A 15,858-nucleotide genomic window follows, 5' to 3' on the forward strand; every position below is an offset into this window, starting at 1 on the left:
TGCGCGCCTACTGCGCGCGCTCGCCCACCGCATCCCGCCATCCGAACGCGAGCGCGGTCGCGGCGATGACGACGAACGGGGCGGCGATCTCGGGCCGTCCAGCCCACAGCACGGCGACCGCGAGCGCGAGGCCCGCCACCACGAGCTCGAGCGCTCGGCGGCGCACGACGATCGACGCGCTCCCGCCCGCGCGCTCCTTCGGCGTGATCCGGAACCGGGCGCGACCCGACACGGCCACCGCGACGACGGCGCGCGCGGCGACCACGCCGACCGAGGCGTACAGCATCGACGCACGGACCGCGAAGGCGAGGCCCCCGCGAGGCCCGAGCGAACGGCAGCGGTGCAGCACCTCCGGCAGCAGCGGCACCGAGCTCAGCACGGCGAGCGGCAGTCCGAGCTGCCACGGGAAGGCGGCCGCACCGGTGATCGCGGCGACGACCGCGTACCCGAACAGCGCGAGCGGCACGACCGCTGCGAGCACCGGGATCAGCAGCTCGAGCGCGAGATCGACGCGTCGCAGCACGCCGAGCCTGCGGTCGACCAGGCTGCCGCGCGAGCGGACCAGCAGCTGCAGCGCGCCCTCCGCGAACTTGCCGAACTGCACCGCGAACGCGGTGTGGTCGACGGGCGCGTCCTCGACCGACAGCAGCTCCGGCGCGGCCACCACCCGGTGCCCGCGCCGCTCGAGCTCGACCGTGAGCGCCGTGTCCTCCATCACGACCTCCGGGAACCCGCCGACCGCTCGCAGCGCGGCGACGTCGAGCATCGCCCCGCGGCCGAAGAAGTCGACGAGGCCGAGTGCCGCGCGCGCGGCGAGCTTGATGTCGGCATGCCTGGTGAACAGGCCCGAGAAGTCGCGTGAGAACGACGTCTCGCCGTCACGCGAGCGGATGCGTCCCTGCACGACCGCGGCATCGGGGTGCGCCTCGAAGCGCGCCAGCGCGCCGGCGACGAAGCCGGCGCCGATCTCCTGGTCGGCGTCGAGCACGACGACGTAGTCGACCTCGTGCGCGTGCTCCGCGAGCCATGCGTTGAGGTTGCCCGCCTTGGCGCCCGTGCGCGACGGCCGCCGATGCACCTCCACGTCGCCCTCGGCTTCGAGGGCGTCGACGCGTGCCCGCACCTCGGCGCGCTGGGAGTCGTCGAGCACGACCGTCCGGGTGCCCGGATGCGTCTGGACGGCGCTGCGCCGCACGACGTCGGCGCGGAAGTCGTCCGCCGTCGGGTAGAGCAGCGCGACGCGCGCGTCGTGCGTGCCGAGCTGCGGCTCAGGCGGTGCCGGATGGGCGCTGCGCGCGGCGACGACGATGGCCACCTGCCGCAGCCCGGACAGCAGCGCGAGGCCCACGAGCGCCGCGGTCACCCCGAGCGAGATCCAGCCGACCACGCCCGTCGGGGGCGCGAGCGCAGCCAGCGTTCCTCCCGCCGCGGCGCTCAGCGAGAGCCAGGCACTCGCGAGCACCAGCAGCGCGGCACCGTCGAGTGCGAGCGGCGCGGATCGCGCCCGAGCGGTCGCACGCGTCGGGCCGATCCGGGTCAAGGTCGTCTCCCTCGGGGCGCTGCGGGTGCGGAAGGCATGGTCGGAGGCTAGCCGCCCCAACCGAGAGTGGGGTACAAGATCGCTCAGATCGCGGTCAGGAGGCGCGTGGATGTCGCCGCGCACCGGCAACGCGCCCCTGTCGCGCAGATGTGAACGGCGTTAACATCCCCCGCATGGCCACCATCGACGCGTCGACCCCTGCCCCTGCGGTCGTGGACCGCGACACCTGGCTGCGCGAGCGCGCGCTGCTGCTCGACCGCGAGAAGGCGCACACCTGCGAGGGCGACGCCATCGCGGCTGCCCGACGCAGGCTCCCGATGACCGAGGTGCCGAACGTCGACGTCGTCGGCGAGCGCGGCCGGACACCGCTGCTCGACGTCTTCGACGGACGCCCGCAGCTCATCGTCTACAAGCACATGTGGCACGCCGGCCAGCCGATCGAGGGGCAGTGCGAGGGCTGCACCGCCACCATCTGGGACTACCACGATCCCTCCTACCTGCACGCGAGGGGCGTCTCGTTCGCCGTGCTCAGCAAGGGCGCGTGGGAGGAGCTCGCGCCGTACCGCGCCTTCATGGGCTACACGCATCCGTGGTACTCGGTGGCGCACGTCGACGACCCGCTGCTCGGGCCCGAGACCGAGGGCGCGTTCGTCGCGCTGCTGCGGCGCGGCGACCGGGTGTTCGCGACGAACTGGATCACGGGGCGGGGCACCGAGCTCGCCATGACGTCGCTCAGCCTGCTCGACATGACGGCCTACGGCCGGCAGGAGGAGTGGGAGGACTCCCCCGCCGGCTGGCCGCAGGACCCGACGTTCACCGGCTGGTCGCGCGACGGCCGCCCCGTGCCCCAGTGGAGCAGGCCGGGCGCGACCAGCCCCACGCTGGTCGAGTAGCAGGGCGGAGCCCCGCGTATCGAGACCGGTACTGCTCGGCGGGACGGTGGCGTCTCGATACGCGGCGCCTTCGGCGCTGCTACTCGACGAGCGGGTAGGGCGGTGCTGCTCGGCGAGCCGAGAGCGGGGATTCAGTCGATCAGGTCGTGCAGCTGGATGATCGCCTCGCGATCGGCGCCGACGCCGATCGCCGAGATGCGGCTGCCGGAGCAGTCCTCGAGGAAGCGCACGTAGGCCTGCGCGTTCGCCGGCAGCTCGGAGAACTCCCGCGCGCCCGAGATGTCCTCGGTCCAGCCGGGCAGCTCCTCGTAGATGGGCTTCGCGTGGTGGAAGTCGGACTGCGACACCGGCATCTCGTCGTAGCGCACGCCGTCGACGTCGTAGGCGATGCACACGGGGATGCGCTCGATGCCGGTGAGCACGTCGAGCTTCGTGAGCACGATGTCGGTGAGGCCGTTCACGCGCGAGGCGTAGCGGGTGATGAGGGTGTCGTTCCAGCCGCAGCGGCGCGGGCGTCCGGTGGTGGTGCCGAACTCGAAGCCGTTGCTGCGCAGCAGCTCGCCCCACTGGTCGAACAGCTCGGTCGGGAACGGGCCGGCGCCGACGCGGGTCGTGTAGGCCTTCACGATGCCGATCACGCGGTCGAGCCGCGCGGGCGCGACGCCCGAACCCGCGGCCGCTCCCGCCGCGGTCGCGGTCGAGGAGGTGACGAACGGGTAGGTGCCGTGGTCGATGTCGAGCATCGTCGCCTGACCGGCCTCGAAGACCACGGTCTTGCCGGCATCCATCGCCTGCGACAGCTCGAGTCCCGTGTCGCCCACCATCGGGCGGAGCCGCTCGACGTACGACGTGAGGTCGTCGAACACCTCGTCGACGGTCACCGATCGGCGGTTGTAGACCTTCGTGAGCATGTGGTTCTTGACGTCGAGCGCGCCCTCGATCTTCTGCCGCAGGATCGACTCGTCGAACAGGTCCTGCACGCGGATGCCGACGCGGTTGATCTTGTCGGCGTACGCCGGTCCGATGCCGCGACCGGTCGTGCCGATCGAGCGCTTGCCGAGGAAGCGCTCCGTCACCTTGTCGAGCGTGCGGTGGTAGTCGGTGATGATGTGCGCGTTCGCCGAGATGCGCAGCCTCGACACGTCGACCCCGCGGGCCGACAGCGCCGTCAGCTCGTCGAACAGCACCTCGAGGTCGATGACGACGCCGTTGCCGATGACGGGCGTGACGCCCTCGGTGAGGATGCCGGAGGGCAGCAGGTGCAGCGCGTACTTCTCGTTGCCCACCACGACGGTGTGCCCGGCGTTGTTGCCGCCGTTGAACTTGACGACGTAGTCGGTGCGGGGGCCGAGCAGGTCGGTGGCCTTGCCCTTGCCCTCGTCGCCCCACTGAGCGCCGATGATGACGATTCCTGGCATGGGCCATCCCTTCGACGGGTTCGCGTACACCCCACCCTATCGAGCGGCGGTGGGGCGCTCGCCCGCCCCTGGCCCGGGCGCCGGGTCAGCGCTGGACGGGGTCGCCGCCGCCGAGCAGGCGCGCGATCGCGGCGCGGTCCGGGGCCGACTCCCAGTCGCCGGGCGCGGTGCACGCCAGCGCGCCGCATGCGGCGGCGGTGCGGAGCCGCTCCGCGAGCGGCGCGTCGTCGAGCAGCTCGGCCAGGTAGCCGGCGACGAACGCGTCGCCCGCCCCGACGGTGTCGACCGCCTGCACCGCGAACACCGACTGCTCGGCCCACTCCCCCTCGACGAGCGCGGCCGCGCCATCGGCGCCGCGCTTCACGACGACCTGCGTCGGCCCGAGCGCGGCGATCGCCGCGGCCTGCGCGCGCGGCTCGCGCTCACCGGTGAGCAGCTCCGCCTCATCCTCCCCGGCGAAGACGAGGTCGGCGCGCGCGGCGATCGCACGGTACGCCGGCACCGCGAGCTCGGCGCCCCAGAGCCGCGACCGGTGGTTGACGTCGAACGAGACGATCGTGCGGGCCGCGCGCGCGGCGTCGATCGCCGCGTCGAGCGCCGCGCGCGGGCCGTCGCCCAGCGCGGCAGTGATGCCGGTGACGTGGAGCACGCGGGCGTCGCGGATGCGCGCGAGGTCGAGGTGGGCGGGCGCGAGCCGCGAGCCGGCGCTCCCCGCGCGGTAGTACGAGACAGCGCTCGCGCCCGCGGCGGGGCGCTCCTTGAGCATGAGCGCCGTGGGGGCGTCGGGGTCGCGCGTCGCGGCGACGGCGACGCCCTCGGCGCGCAGCTGCCGCTCGATGAGCCGGCCGAGCGCGTCGTCGCCGAGCCTGCCCATCCAGGTGACGGGCGCGCCGAGGCGCGCGAGCCCGATCGCGACGTTGCTCTCGGCGCCGCCGAAGCCGAGGTCCATCGACGGCACGAGCTCGAGCCTGCCGATGCGCGAGGCGACGAGCAGCCCGAGCGACTCGCCGAGGGCGACGACGCTCATCGGGCCGCGTCCTGGATGACGACGGCCTCGCGGGCCGCGGCTGCGATCGCGTCGGCGCCGGCCGCGACGCGCTCCGGCGATGCGATCCAGGAGCCGCTGGCGGCGAAGACGGCCGGGTGGCCGAGGTAGTCGGCGAGGTTCGCGGCGCTCACACCGCCGCTCGGCATGAAGCGCACCTGCGGGAACACCGGCGCGAGCGCGCCGATGAGGCCGAGCCCGCCGGCGACACCCGCGGGGAACAGCTTCAACCGGTCGAGGCCCAGGCGGATGCCCCGCTGCACCTCGCTCGCCGTCTGCACGCCGGGCAGGACGGGCACGCCGGCCGCGAGCGCGGCCTCCACGACCTCCTCGTCGAGCCCCGGCGAGACGACGAACGCCGCACCCGCGTCGAGCGCGCGCCCCAGCTGCTCGGTGTCGAGCACGGTGCCGGCGCCCACGAGCACGTCGCCGCGAGCGGCGATGCGCTCGATCGCGGTGAGCCCGAAGGCGTTGCGGAGCGTCACCTCGAGCACCGGCAGGCCGCCGGCGGCGAGGCCGTCGGCGATCGCGTCGGCAGCGGCCTCGTCGGCGACGGTCGCGAGCGGCACGACGCCGCCGATCCCGGCGCTCATCGGGCCATCCATCCGCCGTCGACGGGCAGCGTCACGCCGGTCACGTACCCGGCTGCCGGGCTCGCGAGGAAGACAGTCGCGCCCTGCAGGTCCTCCGGCCTGCCCCAGCGGCCGGCAGGGATGCGCTCGAGGATCGCCGAGGACCGGTCCTCGTCGGCACGCAGCGCGGCGGTGTTGTCGGTCGCGATGTAGCCGGGGGCGATCGCGTTCACGGTGACGCCGCTCGCCGCCCACTCGTTGCTGAGGGCCTTCACGAGGCCCGCGATGCCCGACTTCGCCGCGGTGTAGCCGGGCACGTTGATGCCGCCCTGGAAGCTCAGCAGGCTCGCGGTGAAGACGATCCGGCCGTACCCGCGCTCGAGCATGCCGGCGCCGATGGTCTGCGCGAGCACGAACTGGTTGCGGAGGTTGACGTCGAGCACCTCGTCCCACCACTCGAGCGGGTGCTCGGCGGCGGGCGATCGGCGGATGGTGCCGGCGTTGTTGACGAGGATGTCGGCGCGGTCGCGCACCGCCTCGCCGAAGGCGAGCACCGCATCCCGGTCGCGGAAGTCGACGGCGTGGCCCTCGAAGGCGCGGCCGAGCTCGCGCACGCGGTCGCCGATCGCCCCGCCGTCGGCCTCCTGGCTCGCGGAGGCGGCGACGATGTCGGCACCCGCCTCGGCGAGCGCCTCGGCCATGGCGAAGCCGATGCCGCGGCGGGCGCCGGTGACGACCGCGGTGGATCCGGTCAGGTCGAACGAGATGCTCATGCGTGTGCCCCCTGGACGTCGACGAGGATCTTCATCGCGGCGGCGGAGAGCAGCGCGTCGAAGGCCTCCATGGTGTCGTCGAGCCCGACGACGCGAGTGATGAGCGCGTCCGCGGGCACGGAGCCGGCGGAGAGCAGCTCGACGGCGCGCTCGAAGTCCTCGCGCTCGTAGACGCGGGCGCCGAGCACCTCGAGCTCGCGCCAGAAGATGCGGTGCAGGTCGACGGGCACCGGCTCCGGGTGGATGGCGACGAAGACGACGCGGCCGCGCGTGCGCGCGTGGCGGGTGGCGTCGAGCGCCGTGCCGCGTGTGCCCGCGACCTCGAACACGACGTCGGCGCCCGCGCCGCCCGTGCGCTCCTCGACCACCGCGGCGAGATCCCCCGCGATCGGGTCGACGACGACGGCGCCCTGCTGCTCGGCGAATGCGCGCCGCGCGGCGTCCGGCTCCGCGAGGACGACCGTCGCGCCCGTCGCGCGAGCCACGATGGCGATCAGCTGGCCGATGGGCCCGCCGCCGATGACGACGGCCGTCTCGCCAGCGGAGAGCCGCGAGCGCCGCACGTCGTGCACGGCGACCGCGAGCGGCTCGACGAGCGCCGCGTGCTCGAGCGACACCTGCTCGGGGACCGGCACGACGATCGAGGCCGGCACGGTCCAGAGCTCCTGGAGCGCACCCGGGGAGTCGATGCCGACGAAGTCGAGGCGCTGGCAGATGTGCTGGTGGCCGGCGACGCACGCGGGGCACTCGCCGCACCAACGCAGCGGCATGACCGTGACCTTGGTGCCGACCGCGAGCTCGACGCCCTCGCCGACGGCGTCGACGACGCCGCTCATCTCGTGACCGATGGTCGCAGGCGTCGCCACCCGCGCATCCATGTGGCCCTGGACGATATGGAGGTCGGTGCCGCAGATGCCGTTGAAGGCGACGCGGATGCGCACCTCAGCTGCCGCGGGCGCGACCGGTTCGGCGTCGCCGACCTCGATGCGTCCTCCGCCGATGTACTTCGCTGCTCGCAACGCCGTCTCCTCCTCGAGCTGGTGGTCGCGCCGTGAAACTTAGTTCTGTTTGATGTTCCGTGTGGCGCAACTTGGTTCTGTCTGGTTAGAGTAGCCCCCGACCCGCCCATCGGCGCAAGTGCGACCGAGCGGGCAACTCAACGAGGAGGAACCCATGCAGGGACGACGGATGCTCGGTGCCATCGGCGCCGCAGCGGTCATGACGCTGGCGCTCGCATCGTGCTCGAGCAGCTCCGCGGACGGCGGGGACCAGCCCCAGACCGTCTTCCGCGTCGCGTTCAACCAGGACGTGAACCACCCCCAGGCGCAGGCGCTCATCTCGCTCTCGGACGAGCTCGAGGCCCGCACCGACGGCGCATACGCGCTGGAGCTGTACACCGACGAGACGCTCGGCGATCAGGCCGCCACGATCGAGCAGGTCCAGTCCGGCACGATCGACTTCGCGATGGTCGCCGGCAGCCTGCTCGAGAACTTCGACTCCGACTTCGCGGTCGTGAACCTGCCCTACCTGTACGAGTCGCCCGAGCACCAGATGAGCGTGCTCAACGACCGCGAGATCGTCGGCGAGCTCTACGACGCCGTGCTCGAGGACAACATCCAGGTGCTCGCCGCTTACCACGGCGGCGTGCGCAACGTGTACTCGAGCGTCGGCCCGGTCGAGACGCCCGCCGACCTCGCCGGTCAGAAGATCCGCGTGATCGGCTCCGACACCAACGTGCGGATGATGGAACTCATGGGCGGCGTCGGCACGCCGATGGCGCAGGGCGAGGTCTACACGGCCATCCAGTCGGGCGTGCTCGACGGCGCGGAGAACAACCCGCTCATCTACTCGAGCCTCTCGCACGACGAGATCGCCCCGTACTACTCCCTGACCCAGCACCTGATGATGCCCGACTACCTCATCGGCAGCCCGGCCGTCTGGGAGGCGCTCGACGAGGAGACCCGCGGCGTCCTGCAGGAGCTGCTCGACGAGTCGGTCGACACCGAGCTCGAGGCCTTCTCGACCGCCGTCGACGAGGCGACCGCCGCTGCCGAGGAGGCCGGCGCGACCGTCAACGAGGTCGACATCGAGGCGTTCCGCGAGGCCGTGCAGCCGCTCCACGACGAGCGCATCACGACCGACGTGACCCGCTCGATCTACGACGCCATCCAGGCTGCGCGCGGCTGATGGCGACCCGGAGGCTCATGACGACGGCCAGGACCTGGCTCGACAACTCCCTGCGCACCGTGTGCGTCGCGCTCTTCGCGATGCTCGTGGCGCTCGTCGCCTGGCAGGTCTTCACCCGCTTGGTGCTCGGCCAGCCGAGCGCGTGGTCGGAGGAGGCGGCACGGCAAACGTTCGTGTGGGTCAGCCTCATCGGCATCGCGATCGCGGTCGGGGAGAAGGCGGACGTCATCATGGACTTCCTCGTCGAGCGCCTGCCGCGCTCCCTGCAGCGGGTCGCCGACATCATCGCCTACCTCGCGACGCTCGCGTTCGTGACGTACGTGATGGTGTTCGGCGGCCTGCAGCAGTCGATGCTCGCCTGGACGCAGCGCAACCCGCTGCTGCCGCTCACGCAGGGCCAGCTGTACCTGGCGCTGCCCATCTCGGGCATGCTCCTGACCATCTACCTGATCGTCCACATCGTGACCACGTTCTCGAGCCGCTACGTCGGCCACGTGGGGACGCCGGACGAGGACCTCGAGGCGGCCTCGCTGTGATCGACCCCGGCACCATCAGCGCCATCCTGATCGGCGGCCTCGTGCTGCTGCTGGCCATCGGCGCACCCGTCTCCATCTCGATCGCGCTGCCGAGCGCGCTCTGCATGCTGCTCATCGTCGACTTCGAGCGCGGCGCCGTGACGGCCGCGCAGCAGATGCTCGGCGGCGCGGACTCGTTCGCGCTGCTCGCGATCCCCTTCTTCATCCTCGCCGGCGTGATCATGAACAACGGCGGCATCGCCGAGCGGCTCATCAACCTCGCCCGCGTGCTCGTCGGGCGCACGCCGGCGCCGCTCGTGCAGACGAACGTCATCGCCAACGCGATCTTCGGCACCGTCTCGGGCTCCGCGGTCGCCACGGCCGCCGCGGTCGGCTCGACCATGGCGCCGATGCAGCGCAAGGCGGGCTACGACAAGTCGTTCAGCGTCGCGGCCAACGTCGCCTCCGCCCCTGCCGGCATGCTCATCCCCCCGAGCAACACGCTCATCGTCTACTCGCTCGCCGCCGGCGGCACGTCTGTCGGCGCCCTGTTCATCGCCGGCTACATCCCCGGCATCCTCTGGGCGCTCGCGTGCGCCGCGGTCGTGTTCGTGGCGGCCCGCAAGCGCCCCGACCTCAAGGGTGAGCCGTGGCCGCCCATGGCCGACATGCTGCGCACGCTCTGGCGGGCGATCCCCTCGCTCGGCCTCATCGTGGTCGCGATCGGCGGCATCGTCGCCGGCTTCTTCACCCCCACCGAGGGCTCGGCGGTCGCGGTGCTCTATGCGCTCGCGCTCTCCTTCATCTACCGCACGATCGCGGTCAGGGACCTGCCGCGCATCCTCTACGACGCCTGCCGCACGAGCGCGATCGTCATCTTCCTCATCGCCGTGTCGACGATCATGTCGTACGTCATGACGTACGCGCGGCTGCCGCAGCTGATCGCGGAGTCGCTCTTCGGCTGGACCGACTCGAAGGTCGTCGTGCTGCTGATCATGATGCTCGTGCTGCTGCTGATCGGCATCCCGCTCGACCCGACCCCGGCGATCCTGATCTTCACGCCGATCTTCCTACCCATCGCGGTCTCGTACGGCATCGACCCCGTGCACTTCGGCATCATGATGGTCTTCAACCTCTCGATCGCCGTCATCTCGCCGCCGTCCGCGCCCGTGCTGTTCGTCGGCGCACAGGTCGCGAAGGCCAGGCTCGAGCCCGTCATCGTGAAGATGGTGCCGTTCCTCATCGTGCTGATCGTGATGCTGTTCGTCATCGTCTTCGTCCCCGAACTGTCCCTGTGGCTTCCGGGCCTCATGGGCCTGCTGTGATCCCCGACCGGAAGGAAGCACCATGAACGCCGTCTACGGCCCCACGTCGCCCGACCAGATCCCTGGCTCGACCCAGCAGCAGCTGCGCGACCGCTACCTCGTCGAGGACCTCTTCGTGCCCGGCAGCGTGCGCACGGTGGTGACGCACTACGACCGCGTGGTCGCCGTCGGCGCCGTGCCGACCGACGCTCCGCTGCAGCTGGAGGCGGTGCCCGAGATCCGCAGCGAGCAGTTCCTCGACCACCGCGAGATCGGCATCGTCAACATCGGCGCCGCCGGCACCGTCGTGGCCGACGGCGAGCGCCACGCGATGGCCCCCGGAGCGTGCCTGTACCTGGGGCGCGGCGTCCGCGACGTCTCGTTCGAGAGCGACGACGCCGAGGCGCCCGCCCGCTTCTACGGCTTCTCCGCGCCGGCGCACACGACGTACCCGACCGCGCTCGTCGAGCCGGGGCAGGGAACCGTGCGCGAGCTCGGCGACCCGCTCACCTCGAACCGCCGCACGCTCAACCAGTACATCCACGAGAACGGCGTGCGCAGCTGCCAGATCGTGATGGGCGTGACGCAGCTGCACCCGGGCAGCATGTGGAACACCATGCCGTCGCACACGCACGACCGGCGCACCGAGTTCTACGTCTACTTCGACGTCGACGAGGACGCGCGCGTCGTGCACCTCATGGGCCAGCCGCAGGAGACGCGGCACCTGCTCGTCGGCGACGGCGGGCTCGTGCTCTCGCCCTCCTGGTCGATCCACTCAGGTGTGGGAACATCCAACTACTCGTTCGTGTGGGCGATGGCCGGGGAGAACCAGTCCTTCGACGACATGGACGGCGTCGCGATCGTCGACATGAGATGAGGCGGACCATGACTGCGGAGCCCAGGACGCTCGACACGAGCCCCGCGCCCTCCGGGGGCGCGAGCGAGAAGACGCTCCGCGTGCTCGAGGCGGCGATCCTGCACGACCGCTTCACCGACATCGTCGAGGAGTCGGGGCTCGCGAAGGCGACCGTCCACCGCATCCTCGCGACGCTCGTCGAGCAGGAGTTCATCACCGGTGACAGCGAGCGCGGCTACCAGCCGGGCGCGCGGTTCCTCGGCATCGCGGGCAGCGCGATCTCGCGGCTCGACATCTCGGCGATCGCCGAGCCCATCGTCGACGGGCTCGTGCGCGAGGTCGACTGCACCATCCACGTCGGCGTCGTGAACGGCACCGAGATGGTCTATGTCATCCGCCGCGACTCGTCGAAGCCATACCGGATGGGCTCGCGCGTCGGGCTCTCGATGCCGATGCACTGCTCGGGCATGGGCAAGGTCGTGCTCGCGTCGTGGAGCCCCGAGCAGGTCGACCGGCTGATCGCCGATGTGGGCCTGCCGGCGCGCACCGACGCCACGATCACGGATCCGGCCGCGCTGCACGAGGAGCTCGCCCGTGTGCGGGCTCGCGGCTACGCGATGGACCTCGGTGAGAACGAGCGCGGCACGGTCTGCGTCTCGGCGCCCATCCGCGATCACCTCGGTCGGGTGACCTACGGGCTCTCGATCTCGTCGATCGCGCTCGAGCACCCGGGTTCGAGCATCGAGCAGTTCGCGCCGCAGGCGATCGCCACGGCCGACGCGATCTCGCGCGCGCTCGGCGCGCCCGCGCTGGGATGACCTCGGGTGCGGGCCCGGCCTATCGGCCGGCCGCCCGCATCCGGCCCAGCTGGTGCCGCAGGGCATCCTCGAGGCTCGGCCGGCGGAAGCGATGCCCGAGCTCCTCGAGCCGCATCGGCAGCACGCGCTGGTTCGCGAGCGCGAGCTCGCGCATGCCGCGCTCGCCCAGCAGCACGCGCGGGCCGATCGCCGGCGTCGGCAGCAGCGCCGGCCGGTGCAGCACCGCCGCGAGCGTGGTCGCGTAGTCCCGCTGCCGCACCGGCTCGGGCGCGACCGCGTTGATCGGCCCGGACATCCGCTCGTCGACCAGCGCCCGGGCGTAGATGTCGACGAGGTCGTCGAGGTCGATCCACGACTGCCAGTGGCGGCCGCCGGCGAGCGGCCCGCCGAGGCCCGCCTCGTAGAGCGGGCGCAGCACCTGCAGCACGCCCCCGCGCGGCGTCTGCACGAGACCGGTGCGGATGAGCGCGGTGCGCACGCCGCCCTCCACGGCGGGCGCGGCCTCGGCCTCCCAGTCGACGGTGACCTCGGCGAGGAAGCCGTCGCCGGCACCGCTCGCCTCGGTGAGCGGCTCGTCGCCGCGGTCGTCACCGTAGCGGCCGATGGCGGATGCGGTGACGAACGCGCGCAGGCCGCTCGCGGCCGCGAGCTCGGCGAGCCGGCGGGTCGGCCCGATCCGGCTGTCGCGGATGCGCTGACGATGGTCGTCGCCGAAGCGGCCGAAGATCGAGGCGCCGGCGAGGTGGACGAGCGCGTCGACGCCCTCCAGCAGGTCTGGCGCTGGCGCATCCGGATGCCAGCGCCGCTCCCCCGCACCGGGTTCGTGGCGCACGAGGCGCACGACGCGGTGCCCGCCGGTCGTGAGGAAGGCGGCGAGCGCGGTGCCGATCAGGCCCGATGCTCCGGTCATCGCGACCGTCATCGGGGCGGCCGCGAGCTCGCGATGCCGCTCGAGGTCGTCGGCGAGCTGCCGATGCCGGTAGACGAACATGGGCCGCAGCAGGCGCGATCCGGCCTGCGTGCCGACGCGGTCGATCATCACCGCAGCGTCACCGTGCGGCTCGATGCGGTGCTCGTGGCGCCAGCGCACGGGCGTCAGCGCCACGGAGGCGAGGCCGCCCGGCACCCGCTCATCGACGAACGCGCGCCCGGGCTCGTACCCGGCCGGGTCATGCTGGGCGACCCACACCTGGCCGCCCGGCAGCGCGAGCTCGGCTCGGCCGTCCTTCAGCGATTCCGCCTCGCGGCGGATGGCGCCTGGCATCCACGGCGGCAGCAGCCGCTGGAAGGCGCCCGGACGCTCGTGCCAGGCGAAGACCTCGTCTGCGGTGGCGGGGATGGTGCTGCGGTGCTCGATGCCCATGGCGAGACCGTACGCCCCGGCCCTGAGCACGAAGGCTCAGGGCCGGGGCGTTCGAGGATCCGCGCTAGAGGCCGGAGCTGTCGGGCGAGCGCGGGATGTCGCCCTCCCAGCCCGACTCGGCGGCCTGGCGCGGCGGCGCCTGCTCGGCGAGCTCCTTGAAGCGCTTGAGGTCCTTGCCGATCTGCGCGTCATCGACCTGCAGCAGCGCGCCGGCCGCCTCGACGATGCCCTGCGGCTTCCAGTCGATCTGCACGTTCACGCGCGTGGTGTCGTCGTCGATCCGGTGGAACGTGACGACGCCCGCGTGCGTCTCGCCGTCGGTGCTGCGCCAGGCGACGCGCTCGTCCTGGTGCTGCTCGGTGATCTCGGCGTCGAACTCGCGCTCGACGCCGGCGATCGAGACGACCCAGTGCAGCTTGTCGTCGGTCTGCTGGGTGATGGATTCGACGCCGCCCATGAACTGCGGGAAGTCCTCGAACCGCGTCCAGAGCGCGTAGACGGCGCTGATCGGGGCGTTGACGTCGATGCTGTCGGTGACCTGAGGCATGGTTTCTCCTAGCTGTCGTCGGACGGGTTGGCGATGCTACGCGGCTGCGGCTGGGAGACCCTCGACCAGCTGGCGGAAGCGCTGGAAGTCGCAGCGCACCGTGAGCTCGTCCAGCTCGCGCGCGTCGGGCGCGGACTCCTCGCCGCGCGGCGACCAATTGACGTGCACCGTGACGCACGTGGTGCGCGGGTCGAGCTCGGCGAGCTGCACCGACCACGCCATCGTGGTCGCGTCGACGCTCGTCCACGCGATGCGCTCGTCCTGCTCGTACTCGGTGATCACGGCGTAGAACGTCTCGGGAACGCCGGCGATCGCGACGCGCCAGCGGAGGCGCTCCTTGGTCTCGGCGAACACCGACTCGACGCCCGTCATGAACTCGGGGAACTGCTCGAACGAGGTCAGCATCCGGAACACCTCTGTGCGGGGGGCTGCGACCTCGAATGAATCGTCGATCTGCATCATCGCTCCCGGACTGTCGTCTTCGACGGGGATGTACCCCAAGCCGATCCTGCCACGACCTTGAGACTGCGACAATGAGCCGGCTCTCAGGTTGCGGTGCGAGGGACCGGCCGAGCGCATCCGCCCCGAACCGTAGGATTGAGGGCATGTCCAAGGTCCTCTCCTCCCTGCCCGTCGGCGAGCGCGTCGGCATCGCCTTCTCCGGAGGCCTCGACACGTCGTGCGCCGTCGCGTGGATGCGCCACAACGGCGCCGTGCCCTACACGTACACCGCCGACATCGGGCAGTACGACGAGCCCGACATCGACGCGGTGCCGGCGCGCGCCGACGAGTACGGCGCGGAGGCGGCTCGCCTGGTCGACGCGAAGACGGCGCTCGTGGAGGAGGGCCTCGTCGCCCTCGCGACCGGTGCCTTCCACATCCGCTCCGGCGGCCGCACGTACTTCAACACCACGCCGCTCGGCCGCGCCGTCACGGGCATGCTGCTCGTGCGCGCCATGAAGGAGGACGGCGTCGAGATCTGGGGCGACGGCTCGACCTACAAGGGCAACGACATCGAGCGGTTCTACCGCTACGGCCTGATGGCCAACCCGGCGCTGCGCATCTACAAGCCCTGGCTCGACCAGCGGTTCGTCACGGAGCTGGGCGGTCGCAAGGAGATGTCGGAGTGGCTCGTCGAGCACGGCTACCCGTACCGCGACGCGACCGAGAAGGCGTACTCGACCGACGCGAACATCTGGGGCGCGACGCACGAGGCGAAGACGCTCGAGCACCTCGACGAGTCGATGGAGATCGTGCAGCCCATCATGGGCGTGAAGTTCTGGGACGAGTCGGTGTCGATCCCGACCGAGGATGTCGCCATCCGCTTCGAGGCGGGCCGGCCGGTCGCGATCAACGGCACCGAGTTCCCGGATGCGGTGGCGCTCGTCATGGAGGCGAACGCGATCGGCGGCCGCCACGGCCTGGGCATGAGCGACCAGATCGAGAACCGCATCATCGAGGCCAAGAGCCGCGGGATCTACGAGGCACCGGGCATGGCGCTGCTGCACATCGCCTACGAGCGGCTGCTCAACGCCATCCACAACGAGGACACGATCGCGACGTACCACGAGCAGGGCCGCCGCCTGGGCCGGCTCATGTACGAGGGCCGCTGGCTCGACCCGCAGTCGCTCATGCTGCGCGAGTCGATCCAGCGCTGGGTCGGCTCGTCGGTGACGGGCGAGGTCGTGCTGCGGCTGCGCCGCGGCGAGGACTACACGATCGTCGACACCCGGGGCGAGGGCTTCTCGTACCACCCCGACAAGCTCTCGATGGAGCGCGTCGGCGACGCGGCGTTCGGCCCGGAGGACCGCATCGGCCAGTTGACCATGCGCAACCTCGACATCGCCGACTCGCGCTCGCGGCTCGAGTCGTACGCGGCAGCTGGCCTGATCGAGGGCGAGACGAAGGCGCTCCTCGGCGCGCTCGAGGCTGGCCGCTCCGACGAGATCATGGCGTCGCCGACCGACGACCCCGAGGCCGTCGAGCAGTGGAACGACCGCGCGGCGATGGACCTGGGCACGGACTAG

Annotated in this window: 16 protein-coding genes; 7 read left to right on the forward strand and 9 right to left on the reverse strand. The window is 71.8% G+C overall.

Annotation, left to right across the window (positions count from 1 at the left end; all coding sequences use genetic code 11):
* Positions 1-7 precede the first annotated feature (7 nt).
* A complete protein-coding gene (locus ACLQ21_RS03335) occupies positions 8-1,540 on the reverse strand; it encodes a glycosyltransferase family 2 protein (RefSeq protein WP_425661460.1) in 1,533 nt (510 codons plus the stop codon).
* A gap of 173 nt (positions 1,541-1,713) precedes the next feature.
* Here ACLQ21_RS03335 and ACLQ21_RS03340 point away from each other — a divergent pair, with 173 nt between their 5' ends.
* Complete coding sequence (locus ACLQ21_RS03340) at positions 1,714-2,433, forward strand: DUF899 family protein (RefSeq protein WP_425661461.1); 720 nt, start codon at positions 1,714-1,716, stop codon at positions 2,431-2,433.
* A gap of 131 nt (positions 2,434-2,564) precedes the next feature.
* On the opposite strand, the gene ACLQ21_RS03345 is transcribed toward ACLQ21_RS03340, so the two are convergent.
* The 5 genes from ACLQ21_RS03345 to ACLQ21_RS03365 all read right to left on the reverse strand — a co-directional run bounded on the left by ACLQ21_RS03345 (position 2,565) and on the right by ACLQ21_RS03365 (position 7,260).
* A complete protein-coding gene (locus ACLQ21_RS03345) occupies positions 2,565-3,851 on the reverse strand; it encodes an adenylosuccinate synthase (protein WP_425661463.1) in 1,287 nt (428 codons plus the stop codon).
* A gap of 85 nt (positions 3,852-3,936) precedes the next feature.
* Positions 3,937-4,878, reverse strand: a complete 942-nt coding sequence (locus tag ACLQ21_RS03350; RefSeq protein WP_425661465.1) for a sugar kinase — start codon at positions 4,876-4,878, stop codon at positions 3,937-3,939.
* Complete coding sequence (locus ACLQ21_RS03355; RefSeq protein ID WP_425661467.1) at positions 4,875-5,489, reverse strand: bifunctional 4-hydroxy-2-oxoglutarate aldolase/2-dehydro-3-deoxy-phosphogluconate aldolase; 615 nt, start codon at positions 5,487-5,489, stop codon at positions 4,875-4,877. The genes ACLQ21_RS03350 and ACLQ21_RS03355 overlap by 4 nt, the downstream gene beginning before the upstream one ends.
* Positions 5,486-6,241, reverse strand: coding sequence for an SDR family oxidoreductase (locus ACLQ21_RS03360; RefSeq protein WP_425661469.1), 756 nt, complete (start codon positions 6,239-6,241; stop codon positions 5,486-5,488). The genes ACLQ21_RS03355 and ACLQ21_RS03360 overlap by 4 nt, the downstream gene beginning before the upstream one ends.
* A complete protein-coding gene (locus tag ACLQ21_RS03365; RefSeq protein WP_425661471.1) occupies positions 6,238-7,260 on the reverse strand; it encodes a zinc-dependent alcohol dehydrogenase in 1,023 nt (340 codons plus the stop codon). Before ACLQ21_RS03365 ends, ACLQ21_RS03360 begins: the two co-directional genes overlap by 4 nt.
* Before the next feature lie 154 nt (positions 7,261-7,414).
* Here ACLQ21_RS03365 and ACLQ21_RS03370 point away from each other — a divergent pair, with 154 nt between their 5' ends.
* From ACLQ21_RS03370 to ACLQ21_RS03390, 5 genes are read left to right on the forward strand one after another with little or no spacing between them, the layout of a single operon-like run.
* The gene (locus tag ACLQ21_RS03370) at positions 7,415-8,428 is read left to right on the forward strand and encodes a TRAP transporter substrate-binding protein (protein WP_425661473.1); all 1,014 of its coding nucleotides are present in this window, start codon (positions 7,415-7,417) and stop codon (positions 8,426-8,428) included.
* The gene (locus ACLQ21_RS03375) at positions 8,428-8,964 is read left to right on the forward strand and encodes a TRAP transporter small permease (protein WP_425661475.1); all 537 of its coding nucleotides are present in this window, start codon (positions 8,428-8,430) and stop codon (positions 8,962-8,964) included. The genes ACLQ21_RS03370 and ACLQ21_RS03375 overlap by 1 nt, the downstream gene beginning before the upstream one ends.
* Entirely contained in the window at positions 8,961-10,268 is a 1,308-nt protein-coding gene (locus ACLQ21_RS03380) for a TRAP transporter large permease (RefSeq protein ID WP_425661476.1), read from the forward strand. Before ACLQ21_RS03375 ends, ACLQ21_RS03380 begins: the two co-directional genes overlap by 4 nt.
* A 22-nt stretch (positions 10,269-10,290) precedes the next feature.
* Positions 10,291-11,124, forward strand: a complete 834-nt coding sequence (kduI, locus tag ACLQ21_RS03385; RefSeq protein ID WP_425661478.1) for a 5-dehydro-4-deoxy-D-glucuronate isomerase — start codon at positions 10,291-10,293, stop codon at positions 11,122-11,124.
* An 8-nt stretch (positions 11,125-11,132) separates the two neighbouring features.
* Positions 11,133-11,921 (forward strand): IclR family transcriptional regulator, encoded by a 789-nt coding sequence (locus ACLQ21_RS03390; RefSeq protein ID WP_425661480.1) that lies wholly within the window; start codon positions 11,133-11,135, stop codon positions 11,919-11,921.
* A 19-nt stretch (positions 11,922-11,940) separates the two neighbouring features.
* Here the strand turns inward: ACLQ21_RS03390 and ACLQ21_RS03395 are convergent, their stop codons facing one another.
* The 3 genes from ACLQ21_RS03395 to ACLQ21_RS03405 all read right to left on the reverse strand — a co-directional run bounded on the left by ACLQ21_RS03395 (position 11,941) and on the right by ACLQ21_RS03405 (position 14,293).
* Positions 11,941-13,284 carry a TIGR01777 family oxidoreductase gene (locus ACLQ21_RS03395; RefSeq protein ID WP_425661482.1) on the reverse strand — a complete coding sequence of 448 codons (1,344 nt, stop codon included), beginning with the start codon at positions 13,282-13,284 and terminating at the stop codon, positions 11,941-11,943.
* 64 nt (positions 13,285-13,348) lie between these two features.
* The gene (locus ACLQ21_RS03400) at positions 13,349-13,831 is read right to left on the reverse strand and encodes an SRPBCC family protein (protein ID WP_425661484.1); all 483 of its coding nucleotides are present in this window, start codon (positions 13,829-13,831) and stop codon (positions 13,349-13,351) included.
* A gap of 36 nt (positions 13,832-13,867) precedes the next feature.
* Positions 13,868-14,293, reverse strand: a complete 426-nt coding sequence (locus ACLQ21_RS03405) for an SRPBCC family protein (RefSeq protein WP_425661486.1) — start codon at positions 14,291-14,293, stop codon at positions 13,868-13,870.
* 143 nt (positions 14,294-14,436) lie between these two features.
* Here ACLQ21_RS03405 and argG point away from each other — a divergent pair, with 143 nt between their 5' ends.
* A complete protein-coding gene (gene argG / locus ACLQ21_RS03410; protein ID WP_425661488.1) occupies positions 14,437-15,858 on the forward strand; it encodes an argininosuccinate synthase in 1,422 nt (473 codons plus the stop codon).

The sequence above is a fragment of the Agrococcus sp. DT81.2 genome, assembly GCF_049844935.1.
Classification (GTDB): domain Bacteria; phylum Actinomycetota; class Actinomycetes; order Actinomycetales; family Microbacteriaceae; genus Agrococcus.